The sequence below is a fragment of the Flavobacterium bizetiae genome, assembly GCF_902804475.1.
GTDB classification, from domain to species: Bacteria; Bacteroidota; Bacteroidia; order Flavobacteriales; family Flavobacteriaceae; genus Flavobacterium; species Flavobacterium bizetiae.
Genome location: NZ_CADCSU010000139.1, coordinates 38,094 through 51,015, shown reverse-complemented (window position 1 = coordinate 51,015; position 12,922 = coordinate 38,094). Strand labels below are relative to the sequence as shown.

Annotated in this window: 12 protein-coding genes; 4 read left to right on the top strand and 8 right to left on the bottom strand. The window is 32.9% G+C overall.

The genetic code is table 11. From position 1 onward, the window contains the following. Nucleotides 1-189 precede the first annotated feature (189 nt). Complete coding sequence (locus FLACOL7796_RS19130; protein ID WP_173972402.1) at nt 190-627, bottom strand: DUF4268 domain-containing protein; 438 nt, start codon at nt 625-627, stop codon at nt 190-192. A gap of 91 nt (nt 628-718) precedes the next feature. On the opposite strand from FLACOL7796_RS19130, the gene FLACOL7796_RS19125 reads away from it, so the two are divergent. Both FLACOL7796_RS19125 and FLACOL7796_RS19120 read left to right on the top strand, forming a co-directional pair. After that, nucleotides 719-1,375: an NUDIX hydrolase gene (locus tag FLACOL7796_RS19125; protein WP_173972401.1), complete on the top strand. Its 657-nt coding sequence runs from the start codon at nt 719-721 to the stop codon at nt 1,373-1,375. A gap of 118 nt (nt 1,376-1,493) precedes the next feature. After that, nucleotides 1,494-2,324 (top strand): lysophospholipid acyltransferase family protein, encoded by an 831-nt coding sequence (locus FLACOL7796_RS19120; RefSeq protein ID WP_173972400.1) that lies wholly within the window; start codon nt 1,494-1,496, stop codon nt 2,322-2,324. A 125-nt stretch (nt 2,325-2,449) separates the two neighbouring features. On the opposite strand, the gene FLACOL7796_RS19115 is transcribed toward FLACOL7796_RS19120, so the two are convergent. The 3 genes from FLACOL7796_RS19115 to FLACOL7796_RS19105 form a co-directional block, all read right to left on the bottom strand. Then, on the bottom strand, nt 2,450-3,082 hold the full coding sequence (locus FLACOL7796_RS19115) for a hypothetical protein (RefSeq protein ID WP_173972399.1): 633 nt from the start codon (nt 3,080-3,082) through the stop codon (nt 2,450-2,452). Between the two features lie 6 nt (nt 3,083-3,088). Then, the gene (locus tag FLACOL7796_RS19110) at nt 3,089-3,583 is read right to left on the bottom strand and encodes an RNA polymerase sigma factor (RefSeq protein ID WP_173972398.1); all 495 of its coding nucleotides are present in this window, start codon (nt 3,581-3,583) and stop codon (nt 3,089-3,091) included. 98 nt (nt 3,584-3,681) lie between these two features. Then, entirely contained in the window at nt 3,682-4,743 is a 1,062-nt protein-coding gene (locus tag FLACOL7796_RS19105; RefSeq protein WP_173972397.1) for a DUF3810 domain-containing protein, read from the bottom strand. A 177-nt stretch (nt 4,744-4,920) separates the two neighbouring features. On the opposite strand from FLACOL7796_RS19105, the gene FLACOL7796_RS19100 reads away from it, so the two are divergent. Then, nucleotides 4,921-6,381: an aminoacyl-histidine dipeptidase gene (locus tag FLACOL7796_RS19100; protein ID WP_173972396.1), complete on the top strand. Its 1,461-nt coding sequence runs from the start codon at nt 4,921-4,923 to the stop codon at nt 6,379-6,381. 313 nt (nt 6,382-6,694) lie between these two features. Here FLACOL7796_RS19100 and FLACOL7796_RS19095 read toward each other — a convergent pair whose 3' ends face one another. From FLACOL7796_RS19095 to FLACOL7796_RS19085, 3 genes are all read right to left on the bottom strand, one after another. After that, a complete protein-coding gene (locus tag FLACOL7796_RS19095; protein ID WP_173972395.1) occupies nt 6,695-7,468 on the bottom strand; it encodes a carboxypeptidase-like regulatory domain-containing protein in 774 nt (257 codons plus the stop codon). A gap of 249 nt (nt 7,469-7,717) precedes the next feature. After that, a complete protein-coding gene (locus FLACOL7796_RS19090) occupies nt 7,718-9,625 on the bottom strand; it encodes a DEAD/DEAH box helicase (protein ID WP_173972394.1) in 1,908 nt (635 codons plus the stop codon). 204 nt (nt 9,626-9,829) lie between these two features. After that, nucleotides 9,830-10,408 carry a non-canonical purine NTP diphosphatase gene (locus FLACOL7796_RS19085; protein ID WP_173972393.1) on the bottom strand — a complete coding sequence of 193 codons (579 nt, stop codon included), beginning with the start codon at nt 10,406-10,408 and terminating at the stop codon, nt 9,830-9,832. 92 nt (nt 10,409-10,500) lie between these two features. On the opposite strand from FLACOL7796_RS19085, the gene FLACOL7796_RS19080 reads away from it, so the two are divergent. Continuing rightward, nucleotides 10,501-12,279 carry an ABC transporter ATP-binding protein gene (locus FLACOL7796_RS19080; protein WP_173972392.1) on the top strand — a complete coding sequence of 593 codons (1,779 nt, stop codon included), beginning with the start codon at nt 10,501-10,503 and terminating at the stop codon, nt 12,277-12,279. On the opposite strand, the gene FLACOL7796_RS19075 is transcribed toward FLACOL7796_RS19080, so the two are convergent. Further along, nucleotides 12,276-12,560, bottom strand: coding sequence for a ribosomal maturation YjgA family protein (locus FLACOL7796_RS19075; protein WP_262889173.1), 285 nt, complete (start codon nt 12,558-12,560; stop codon nt 12,276-12,278). The two genes, FLACOL7796_RS19080 and FLACOL7796_RS19075, sit on opposite strands and share 4 nt — an antisense overlap. Nucleotides 12,561-12,922 lie beyond the last annotated feature (362 nt).

Below are 12,922 nucleotides of genomic sequence, written 5' to 3'. Positions count from 1 at the left end.
AGATAATAGTATTATTTCTAAAAGTGAAAGAACTTGGAAATTAAATTATGATGAAAAGGGGAATGTAAGGTTTGATATCTATAATTAATCTTTAAATTAGAACTAAAAACAAACCCGACAATTTCTAAAATCTGTCGGGTTTGTTGTAAAACTTAGAACCTTAGCATCTAAGCACTTTAGTACCTTTCTCTAAGAATCAATATCCTTAATAAAATCATCATACTCGAGATAAAACATTTCAAGAGCATTCATTTTTTCGAAAAAGAAATCAAAAATAATATCCCAATTATTGCGGTTACTGAAACCTACACCTTGTATTTCGGTCCAGATTCTGCTAATGGTTTTGCCGCTTTCAAGCGTGTAATTTTTTTCGAAAACCAGATCTTTAATAAATTCCTCTTCCAGAATATTTTTTAAAGCTTCTAACTTTTCAAAATAAGCAGTACGTTTCTCATCGCTTCTTTGTTCGATGTCAATTAAAACCTGTGCTTTTTTATTGTCTACAAAAAATTTAAAAGAGAAATCTTTAATCTTGGTGTCGTATAATACCCATTTGCGTGGATATTTTTCGGCGAAAGCCACCCAAAACTCTCTTTTCATTCGTTGTGATTCTTCTTTACTGTACATTTTTATGGCTTTGATTTTAGAAAGCTTGTAGAAACGCGTTTTCTAAACTATATTTATATTTTATTTGAAAATACAAAAATAAACTTTGAATATGGATTTTCAAGATTTTTTGCAATATGTTCCTAATTTAATTCCAGTAACACTACCGGCAGTCGCCTCACATATAAAAATGGCTCCAAAAGAGCGCATAGAAGCCTTAAAGAATTTAGATTTAAAAATAGAAAATCCAAGAATTGCTGCTGTAATGATGTTGTTTTATCCAAAAAATGGAAAAACTCATCTGGTTTTAATTGTTCGTAATGCCTATAACGGAGTTCATTCTTCGCAAATTGCTTTTCCCGGAGGAAAATACGAAACCACCGATTTAAACTACGAGGAAACAGCTTTTAGAGAAACTCATGAAGAGGTAGGTGTTTCTCCTGAGAAAATTGAGTTGGTGAAACATTTTACACCAATGTATATTCCGCCAAGTAATTTTTTGGTACATCCGTTTTTGGGAATTGCGAAAGAAGAACTTTTGTTTTATCCTGACATCAGAGAAGTAGCCGATATTATAGAATTACCTTTGTCTGTATTTTTAAATGACGAAATTATTGTCGAAGCCACGTTGTCAACTTCTTATGCTAATAACGCTTCAGTTCCAGCATTTAATATCCAAAATCATATTGTTTGGGGAGCAACCGCTATGATTTTAAGTGAATTGAGGGATGTTTTGAAAATTGCTTTTGAATTAAATTCTGAAAAGTAGTAATTTAACAATTTGATATTCATTATAATAACAATTTATTTCCGAAATTGCTTTATAGTTCTGCTAAAAGAATAATTTTTGTATGTTTGCGTTCTACATAAAAATACAATAAACAGCTATGGGATTGTTTAAACGAAATCCTTTCGGACATATATTATTCATCAAGAAATGGTTAATCCGTATTTTGGGGGCCATGACTCATCGAAGATATAGAGGTTTTAATGATTTACAGATTGAAGGATCTGAAATTATTAAAACGCTTCCTGATACAAATGTTTTGTTTATATCGAACCATCAAACTTATTTTGCCGATGTTGTGGCAATGTTTCATGTGTTTAACGCAAGTTTAAGCGGACGTCAGGATACTATTAAGAACATTGGTTATCTGTGGCAGCCCAAGATGAATATTTATTATGTGGCGGCCAAAGAAACAATGCAGGCCGGTTTATTGCCAAGAATTTTAGCGTATGTTGGAGCTATTACTGTCGAGAGAACCTGGCGATCAAAAGGTGTTGATGTTACAGAGAAACGCGATGTGAACCCAAATGATACTGAAAATATTAGAATTGCGCTTGAAGATGGCTGGGTAATTACTTTTCCGCAAGGAACCACAAAATCGTTTAAACCGGTTCGTAAAGGAACAGCACATATCATAAAACAGCATAAACCTATCGTAATTCCTATTGTTATTGATGGCTTCCGTCGTTCATTTGACAAAAAAGGTTTACGAATGAAGAAAAAAGGAATTCTGCAATCCTTCATTATCAAAGAACCTCTTGATATTGATTATGAAAACGATACCATCGAAGAAATCGTAGAAAAAGTAGAATATGCTATTGAGCAGCATCCGTCATTTTTAAAAGTAATTCCAGCCGAAGAAATCAAAGCCGAGGAAGAACTTAACGAAATGAGAAGATGGAGCTATAAAGCATCAGAAAGCGAACATTAGTTTTAAGTTTTTGTTTGTCTCTATTCAGATTTCAATTTTAGAAAAAAACCTTAGTACCTTAGCATCTTAGAAACTCAAAAAAAAGAAACCTTTGAGCCTATGCAACTTTGTACCTTTGAACCTTATTAAAAATCAATTTTCTTCAATTCCTTATAATTAGCATATAATCTACGCAATAAAGTTCCGTAGATCAATCTGTAAATACACCAGAATATACCCAATAGTCCTAATATTGTCAGGATCAAAATTCCCACAGTAAAGAACATTGCTTTTCCGTCTGCGGCTAATTTATCTCTTAAAAAGCTCATATCAGGATTGTAAACAAAGGTGATGAAATAGCTGAATATAGAGATAACAACCAGCATTCCTAAATTGTACCATACGTAGTACTGAACTATTTTGCGGGTTCTTAAAATAGTACTCATTAATGTTTTTGTTGCGACAGTTGTTGAGATTGTTTTATAATTTCTATAAAAATTAATCACAAAAAAGAGAACGACTACATAATTGAAATAGGTTAAAATATCCAGAGCCAATACAATTTCAGGATGATTCATTTTTCGCAATAAATCATCAGTATTGATAAATAAGTTAGATAACGACCATAATGTAAACTCCAAAATGCTGATCACTAAAATCCACTTCACGGTCGAAGAAGATTGTTTGTGAATCATTTTGTAGATCTCTGTTTCAGAAATTTGTTGAAAAGAATCCGAGTTCTTTTTCCAGTCTTTTTTTAATAAATCCAGTTCTTTCATAATAATTTAAGGATTTAATATTTTTTTAAGTTTCCCTTTAATTCTGTTCATTTTCACACGTGCATTCACTTCGCTAATTCCGAGAGTTTCGGCTATTTCCTGATAATCTTTGTCTTCTAAATACATAAAAACTAATGCTTTTTCGATGTCATTAAGCTGATATACGGCTTTGTACATCAATTTTATCTGTTCTTCCTCTTCATAATTGTAATCTACATCTTTTATAAAATGCTGATGACTTTCGTACTCAACAGTTGATACGGTTCGTTTGGTTTTTCGATATAAGGTAATGGCGGTATTTAAGGCAACGCGATACGTCCAGGTCGAAAATTTACTATCGCCCCTAAATTTTGGATAAGCTTTCCATAACTGAATGGTAATTTCCTGAAACAAGTCTTTGTGAGCGTCTTCGCCGGCAGTATATAATCTACAAATCTTGTGGATTATATTCTGATTTGCCTGCAATTGCGCAACAAATAACTGTTCTAGATTTTCGCTCATAAAAGTATTAGTAGTGTTAAAATCACTTTTGTTACAATAATTTTATTTTTTTTGCCTCAAATTAAGCAGATTTTAATCTTTTAAATTAGTTACCGGAACTATAAATCTCTTGTTCTGTAATAATTAATCGTCAAATCGATGAATTTACTATAGCCTTCCATGCCGTCTTTCTGATTGTTTGTTTTTAAGAAGTTATCATAAAAAATATGAAAACCCTTATCTATAAAAGTATCGTATTGTTTCCAGAAATCCTGACTTTCCTTATAATTTTTTAAAATTCCAACATTCACCTTCTTCTTTAATTGCAGAAAAACTTTCTCGTTTTTAGCTTGTAATATTCCAAGGCAATATCTAAGCATAAAACTATATCCGGAATATTTATAATATAAATTTTCATTATTTAATGTGGCTAAAATGCCAATAAAATTACATTCGCTTTCGCTGGCAAATCCCATTTGATGTGCCATTTCATGACAGCTTGTAAGCGGGAAATTGTACATAGGCAATAAAAAATTTACCTGAGCTTCATTAGTAAAAGGATTTAAATATCCTCCAAAACCCATATAGGTTAAAGGTACGCTGAAAAGGGATTTTTTTATGCTTGGGATTTGATAATTAAAATACGAATACTCTTTAGCCAGATTTTCATAACCGTTTAAATTCATTTTAAAAGCTTCTGTCTGTGTATAAGGAAAAACGACTTTAGCGCTGTCGTTTTTAGTGATCTGAAGCTGAATTTCATTCGTTTTCAGAATTAATTTCTTTGTAAAAGCTAATAAATCGGCATCCGTATATTCTCTTTTGATTTCCATTTTTTCAAAAAGAGGTTCTCTATAATAATTAAAAGCCCACAGAAAATGGAAGAAAAAGTAAAAGACAGAAATTTTTCCTAAAATTTTTAGAAGATAATCTTTCCAGTCAGTTCTCCATGTTTTTCGTATTTTCCAAAACCATCCTATTATAGATAAAATTAAAATCGCATAAATGCAGTCGCCCACAGAAAATGGAATTTTGCCTAAAACGCTTCTGGAGAAGTGCGAAATTCTAACATATAAATTGTTGCTGTAAAAGCCTTCGACATAATCTGGAAAATATCTCAGGATTCTTAAAAAGATGATTTGAACTAATAGAAATAGGGGAAGAATGTATTTTGATTTCACAGTACAATTTTTGGATACGTAAATATAAATACAATTATTATAACTAAAAAAGAATTGCATTTGTGGAATTTGATTTTAAAGATGATAATTAGTGCTAATTCGTGAAATTTGTAGCGAAAAAAAATATAAACTTTGTAACTTTGACATTCTTAATTGTTAAACTTCAAACAAAATATAATGAGTCAGGAAATAAGAAATCTGGAACCTAAAGCGCTATGGAATAAATTCGCTGATTTAAATGCAGTTCCGCGTCCTTCAAAGAAAGAAGAACGTGTGATCGAGTTTATGAAAGACTTTGGAAACAGCTTAGGTTTAGAAACTTTTGAAGACGAAATTCGAAATGTAATCATCAGAAAACCGGCAACTCCGGGAATGGAAAATCGTAAAGCAATCGTTATGCAAGGGCATCTTGATATGGTGCACCAAAAAAATGCAGATACTGTTTTTGATTTTGATAAACAAGGAATCGACATGTATGTTGATGGTGACTGGGTTCGTGCGCGTGGTACTACTCTTGGGGCTGACAACGGACTTGGAGTAGCAACTATTATGGCTATTTTAGAAAGCAAAGATATTCCTCATCCTGCAATCGAAGCTTTGTTTACTATTGATGAAGAAACCGGAATGACAGGAGCTTTAAATTTAAAAGGAGGAATTCTTCAAGGTCAGATTCTTTTGAACTTAGATACAGAAGAAGATGATGAAATTGATATAGGTTGTGCTGGTGGAATCGATGTAACAGCTACAAGAACTTATAATGAAGAAGAAGTTCCGGAAGGATCAGTTGGGCATATTATTACCGTAAAAGGTCTTAATGGTGGTCATTCAGGAATGGATATTCATAAAGGTTTAGGAAACGCTAATAAAATTATGAACCGTTTGTTATTTGATGCTTTTGAAAACTTTGGTTTGCAAGTAGTTGAAATTAATGGTGGAAGTTTAAGAAATGCAATTCCTAGAGAAAGTGTTGCAAAAGTTATTATTTCTGAAATGTTTGATGAAGCGTATATTTTTGATATGCAGGAAATCATTAATGATATTAAAGCGGAGTATAAAACTACAGAACCAAACCTTACTATAGAAATCGTAAAATGCGATTTGCCTGAAAAAGTAATGGATTTAGGAGTTCAGGAAGGAATTATTCGCGCGATTTATGCTGCTCATAATGGAGTGTACAGAATGAGTGCTGATATGGAAGATTTAGTTGAAACTTCAAATAATATTGCTCGTGTTATTGTAAAAGACGGAGAGATATCTATTGGATGTTTGACGCGTTCATCTGTAGAAACTTCAAAATTTGATTTAGCAAATGCATTGCGTTCTGCTTTTGAATTAGTAGGTTGCGAAGTAGAACTATCAGGCTCTTATCCAGGTTGGACTCCAAATGTAAATTCTGAAATATTAGATACTTTGGTTGGAATCTATGAAAAACAAAATAACGAAAAGCCAAAAGTAGTAGCTTGTCATGCAGGTTTAGAATGTGGAATCTTAGGAACAAATTATCCTGATATGGATATGATTTCTTTTGGACCAACAATTCACGGTGCGCATTCACCAGATGAAAGAGCGAGTATTTCTTCGGCTCAAAAATATTGGAAATTTGTGTTAGAAATCCTTTCTAATATTCCGGTTAAATAATAAGTCACAGTATTCAGTCGCAGTCTCGGTATTCAGTTTTTAAAGAACTGTAAACTGAGACTGTAAACTGAGACTGAAACTTAATCTCTTTTAGGAGAATTTTTCTTCTCTCTTTTTTCTTCCTTCTTTTCTTTAGCCGTTTTTAACGGTTCTTTTTTTGCTGTTTTTTTAGCGTCTTGACTTTTTGCCATAATATCTTGATTTTGTTTGTGTTATTGATAATGGTAAATGTAAGGTTTTTAAAATCCTAAAGGCATAAAAAAATCCTCAATTTATAAAATTGAGGATTTAAATATAGGTTTAAATGTAAAATTTAATTTCGTTTCAGGACCTTATATTGTTCGTAACAGCCATTAATAGCGTCCATTATTTGTAAATCGTTTGCTGATTGTATAAAGGCTTCTGAGTAGTTGCAACGCTGTAAAATTTCAGGAATTTCATCTTTGCTAATGCCTAGTAATACTGATACAGTTTCGCGATCATATTTTGATTCCAATAGATTTCGAACAGTATCATCTTTTCTCATTTCCTTTAGCTTCCTGAGTTCTTTTCCATTTTTTCCAAAGAAACCATAGAGTACATCGGCAGGATTAAAGATAGATCCTAAAACTTTTCCAAAAGCATTTGGAGAATATTCACCTGCTTCATAACCTTGTGTAAGGCCTGAAATGCTGTAGCGATAGTTTTCTTTTGTAGGAATTAATTTTGAATCGACCTCAAGATAACCTGTTAAGTTAAAAGGAGCGATAATAACTTCTTCAAGAGCAATTGCTTTTTCGGTAAGCTGAATTCTTGTTACTTTATTTTTTATCCAGTCATTCGTTACCCTGATTCTTAGAGATTGAAATCCTAAAATCGAAAAGTGAATGGTATCGTTTAGCTGAACATCTATCTCAAAATATCCTTTGGCATCAGATTTTGCACCTCGAACCTTGTTTGTGTTGATGATATTAACATTGGCAAGTGGTTGTTTGCTATTGTCGTTAATAATGTAACCAGACACTCTTTGGGGTACTGTAGACTCACTGTCTTGCGCAAAACCAATTGTAGATAGTAATGTAAAAAAGAAAACTGCGAAATATTTCATATCCTGATTTAAAGCTCTAAAAGTACTAAATAGGGATTAAATATTTCGCAGACTTCGAATATAATTATCAGAAAATTAACAAAGCTACTAATGCTGCTTTTTATATTTAAATAAAATAGGATAAAGAAATTTAGATTGCATTGTTCTGGATCTAATTTTTATCCAGATTAAAATTCTTATAGCAAAAAAAAATCCCAAATTCCAGTTATGTTTGGAATTTGGGATTTTGTATTTCAAGATATTAAAATATTAATCTCTTCTTGGTCTTCTTGGTCTTGGTGAATCACCAAAGCTTTCAGAACGTCTTGGAGCTCTGTCTGAACCACCTTCGCTTCTTGGAGCTGAACTTCTAAAACCACCTTCTCTTTTTGGAGCAGATGAGTTTCTGTCGCTTCTGAAACCACCTTCTCTAGGAGCAGAGTTTCTGTCGCTTCTGAATCCACCACCAGAACCTTCACGTCTTGGAGCAAAACTTCCTTCACGTCTCGGTCCAGAACTACGTCCTCCACCGCTACGTCCGTTATGGTCACGTCTTCCGCCACCATCATTTTTAGAAATTTCAACATTAATACGACGTCCTTCTAATTGCACGTTGTTTAATACTTCCATTACTTTTTCAGTGTGCTCAGGATCAGTGTTAAAGAAAGAGAAGCCTTCTTTTACATCTACTTTGAAAACGTCATCACGACCTAAGTCTAATGTTTCTTTCAAGTAATCTTTAAGAGACATCCAATCGAAATTATCTCTTGAACCAATGTTTACAAAGTAACGAACTGCTCCGTTATTATTGAATTCTCTTGGCTCAGAATCATTTCTTTCGCGTCTTTCTCCAGATTGAGTAGAAATATCTCTGTTCTTTTTGTAGTAAGCAATAAAACGGTTGAATTCTACAGATACCATTTTCTTAATCAATTCCTCTTTAGATAAACCTTCAAGAACATTGTTAATAGCTGGTAAATAGTTGTCAATTTCGTGATCAACTTCAGTATCTTTAATTTTGTTTGCTAAGTGCAACAATTGAATTTCGCAAATCTCAATTCCAGATGGAATTGGTTTTTCTTCAAATTTTTGTTTGATGATTCTTTCGATAGAAGAAATTTTACGTAACTCACTTTTTGTAACAATTACAATAGAAGTTCCTAATTTTCCAGCTCTACCTGTACGTCCTGAACGGTGATTGTAAGTTTCAATTTCGTCAGGAAGTTGGTAATTTACTACGTGAGTAATATTATCAACGTCAATACCACGTGCAGCAACGTCAGTAGCAACAAGCATCTGAATTTGTCTTCCACGGAAAGATTTCATTACACCATCACGTTGCGCCTGAGATAAATCTCCGTGCAATGCAGCAGCGCTGTATCCATCTTCAATTAATTTTTCAGCTACAGCTTGTGTATCTCTTTTAGTACGACAGAAAACCACAGAGAAAATGTCTGGGTTAGCATCAGCTAAACGTTTTAAAGCTTCGTAACGATCACGTGCATTTACTAAGTAAAATTCGTGAGAAACTGTTGCAGAACCTGAGTTCTTAGCTCCAACAGTAATTTCAACCGGTTCGCTCATGAATTGTTTTGCAATTCTGGCAACCTCTTGTGGCATAGTTGCAGAGAACAACCATGTACTTTTTTGATCTGGAGTATCTGATAAAATAGATACGATATCCTCATAAAATCCCATGTTCAGCATTTCGTCAGCCTCATCAAGAATACAGTAATCTATATTTTTAATGTTAACCAATCCTCTGTTGATCATGTCTTGCATTCTCCCAGGAGTAGCCACAATAATTTGTGCTCCTCTTTTAATGTCTCTAGCTTGCTCTGTAATACTAGCCCCGCCGTAAACTGCTACCACATTAATACCTTTCTCGTATTTTGAGTAGTTTTTAAGTTCGTTGGTAATCTGTAAACAAAGTTCTCGTGTTGGCGATAAAACTAATGCTTGTGTATTTTTGTTGTCAGCATCAATTTTTTGAATTAGCGGAAAACCGAAAGCTGCCGTTTTCCCTGTCCCTGTCTGAGCCAACGCAACCATATCTGTGTCTTTTTCCAATAATAGGGGAATCGCCTTTTCCTGTACCTCTGACGGATTTTCAAATCCTAGATCTAAAATCGCCTTCAGTAACGATTCATTCAATCCTAATTGTTCAAATTTATTCATATGTATTTTTAAAATAGGGTGCAAAATTACTGTTAATTATTCAGATAAACTAATGCTATTTTAAGAATTATGTATTTGTTATGATTTGATTATCAAAAAGTTATGTTTAGTGTAGCACGATTTTTTTCTAACAATCCAGAAAATTCGGGAAAAATACGTCGTGAAATATAAATTTTGGGCTCTAAAATGTTGTATTCTAAACAATTATTTTGCTGCGTTCAGAAAATCAATTAGTTGGTGAGTTGCTTTTGCACGATGACTGATTGTGTTTTTGATGTCTGAGGCCAGTTCAGCAAAAGTCTCAGTATAATTTTCAGGTTGAAAAATAGGGTCATAACCAAAGCCGTGATTTCCTGTTTTATCAAGAATAATGTTTCCTTTTGCAATTCCGGTAAATAAATGCTGTTCTCCTTTTAAGTTTAAAGCAATAACGGTTTTAAATTGAGCACTTCGATCTTCTTTATCTGATAATGCATCCAAAAGTTTGTTCATATTATCATCGGCATTGCGCTGTTCTCCCGCATATCGTGCCGAATAAACGCCAGGTTCTCCGTTTAAAGCGGTAACTTCTAAGCCTGTATCATCCGCAAAACAATCATAGCCATATTTTTCGGTAACATAATTGGCTTTCAAAATGGCATTTCCTTCAATAGTATCGGCAGTTTCCGGAATTTCTTCGTGACAGCCAATTTCTTCTAAACTTAATAATTGAATAGATCCTTTTAGGATGCTTTGAATTTCTTTGATTTTATTGAGATTGTTTGAGGCGAAAACCAATTGCATGATGCTATATTTTTAAAGTTGATTCTTGAGAGTAATTCTAAAACACAAATTTAGAATTCTTATATTTGATATGCCACATGAAACAAAAATAAATGCAGATATCATTATTATATAAAAAAATAACTCCTTTTGTCAAGCCTTACAAAAAGATGGTTATTGCTACTTTGCTGCTTACTTTTTTAGGATCGTTTGCGGCTCAGGTAAATGCATTAATATTAAAATATACCGTAGATTCTATTAGTGATCTAATGGTGGCGCATAAACCTTTATCAGAAGGGTTTCATTTATTAGGTATAATAAGTATCGTTTTGCTTTCGAAAGAGTTGGTATATTCTGTGGTGCAGTTTGGTCAGAAATTTTACGGAGAAAAACTGCGCATCTTTATTACGCGGGATATATCTCAGGCAATTGTCGAAAAAATTCTGAGTTATCGAATGGAGTTTTATACTTCTAACGAAAATGAAAGCGGTAAACTGCAAACCAGAATCGATTTAGGAATTAGCAGCTTAACACGATTGGTTCAGAACTTTTTTATCGATATTTTGCCTTTGTTTGCCAATGCTTTTGTGGCTCTGGCGATTATGTTTTATGCTAATGTTTATGTGGGTTTGGTAAGTTTATGTATTATTCCGATCTACTTTTATATAAGTCAGTTACAAGCTACAAAACTGAGTGGTTTTAGGCGAAGAATGCGTAATTATCGCGAAACAAAAAATAACGGAATCATCAGTCTAATTGAATCAATAACGGTGATAAAATCATTTGTTCGCGAACCTATGGAAGCAGATCGTCATAAAGATATTCAGTTTGAAATGACCGAGAATCAGCTTGAAACCAGAAAAACCAGTTTTATTTTTGAAAGTGTAAAAGGCTTTGTAGAACAAATAGGCGTTGTTATTATCATTATTCTAACGGCTTATTTTGTGCTGAATAATACGATGACAATTGGTGCGATCATGTTTCATATTATGTTGTTTAATAATGTATCTGCACCAATCAGACAATTACACCGTATTTATGATGAAGTCAACGATGCCTTGATTTATTCTGAAGGTTTTTTTGATATTTTAGAATCGGATAATGAAAAAGAAACCAGCGGAAATTATATTCCTGAAAAAATAGTAGGACTTATAGGAGTTAAAAATGTCGATTTTATTTATCCAAATGGGACAAAAGCACTTTTTGGAATTGATTTTACCATTAAACCAAATGAAACTACTGCTTTGGTAGGATTAAGCGGAGCCGGAAAAAGTACTATTATTAATTTATTGGATAAATTTTACCTGCCTTCATCTGGAAAGATTTACCTGGACGGAGTAGATTTAAATGATTATAATACTGATTTTCTGCGCAAAAATATTGGATTGGTGTTGCAGAAGAATCACATTTTTAAAGGTACAATTGCAGAAAATATTTTATACGGAAAACCCGATGCCACGCAAACTGAAATTATAGAAGCGGCCAAGAAAGCTTATATTCACGAGCAGGTGATGCAATTGCCAAAAGGATATGATTCTGATGCGCATTTACTTTCGGGAGGACAGCAACAACGTATTGCTATCGCAAGATTGTTTCTAAAAAATCCACCTATTATTTTCTTAGATGAGCCAACAGCAAGTTTAGACGCAATAGCAACAGAGCAAATAAAAAAATCGCTCGATGCTATTAAAAAAGACAGGACTGTAATTATTATTTCGCACAGTATTTCTCAAATTATTGATGCAGCAAACATCATTGTTTTAGAACAAGGAAGATGCGTCGAAAAAGGAACTCATGACGAACTGTATGATAATAAATCCGTGTATTATCAAATATTTACGGCAATGGCAAATAGTCTGAATATTGATAAAATTACGCAAACGCTAGATTAGAGTTTGTTTCTTAAAGTGATTCTTTCGATTGTAAAAGCTGTCAGAATTCCAAAAGTATAGGCCAAAATATCGGTCCATAAAAATCCCTGTCCTAATACATATCTCCCAAAAAGAGTTTTTCTGATTTCAATAATCCATTCTGATTGATAGAGTTGGAAAAATTCGATGGCATAACAAATTAATAAAGAAGTAATCATTATTTGAATTGCTTTTTTATTAATTAGTAATATTCTAATCAGAACATACATCATAACAGCGTAAAGAAAATCTCCTATACACAAGGGGATTGCATTAAATTTTCTGGAGAAGATTCCGAGGAAAATAATGAATAGGAGAATGATGAAGTAATAAAGTCGTTTTCTTTTCAAGCTAAGTTAAGTTTGGGGACAAATTTATATTAAATCTTTTATTTGTAGATACTAAAGGATTCTGAGGAATTCCTCTTTGTTAAAGTTTTAAACTTTGACAAAGAGGAAGAAAGAAAAGGAAGCATTTGGTTTAATATATTGTGTTTTTAAAATTCTAGAAAATCCTTGTAGCTTTAATAAAGGTCAACAGAAAAAAAGGCATCAATAGTACACTTTTAGGGAACGAAAAATACAAACATTTAAATAAGTTTACTTTATTTTATAAATTTATCGGT

Excerpts from the sequence above, each read along its gene's own strand:
- FLACOL7796_RS19130 (WP_173972402.1), bottom strand. The coding sequence starts at position 627 with ATGTACAGTAAAGAAGAATCACAACGAATGAAAAGAGAGTTTTGGGTG.
- FLACOL7796_RS19125 (WP_173972401.1), top strand. The coding sequence starts at position 719 with ATGGATTTTCAAGATTTTTTGCAATATGTTCCTAATTTAATTCCAGTA.
- FLACOL7796_RS19120 (WP_173972400.1), top strand. The coding sequence starts at position 1,494 with ATGGGATTGTTTAAACGAAATCCTTTCGGACATATATTATTCATCAAG.
- FLACOL7796_RS19115 (WP_173972399.1), bottom strand. The coding sequence starts at position 3,082 with ATGAAAGAACTGGATTTATTAAAAAAAGACTGGAAAAAGAACTCGGAT.
- FLACOL7796_RS19110 (WP_173972398.1), bottom strand. The coding sequence starts at position 3,583 with ATGAGCGAAAATCTAGAACAGTTATTTGTTGCGCAATTGCAGGCAAAT.
- FLACOL7796_RS19100 (WP_173972396.1), top strand. The coding sequence starts at position 4,921 with ATGAGTCAGGAAATAAGAAATCTGGAACCTAAAGCGCTATGGAATAAA.
- FLACOL7796_RS19095 (WP_173972395.1), bottom strand. The coding sequence starts at position 7,468 with ATGAAATATTTCGCAGTTTTCTTTTTTACATTACTATCTACAATTGGT.
- FLACOL7796_RS19090 (WP_173972394.1), bottom strand. The coding sequence starts at position 9,625 with ATGAATAAATTTGAACAATTAGGATTGAATGAATCGTTACTGAAGGCG.
- FLACOL7796_RS19085 (WP_173972393.1), bottom strand. The coding sequence starts at position 10,408 with ATGCAATTGGTTTTCGCCTCAAACAATCTCAATAAAATCAAAGAAATT.
- FLACOL7796_RS19080 (WP_173972392.1), top strand. The coding sequence starts at position 10,501 with ATGCAGATATCATTATTATATAAAAAAATAACTCCTTTTGTCAAGCCT.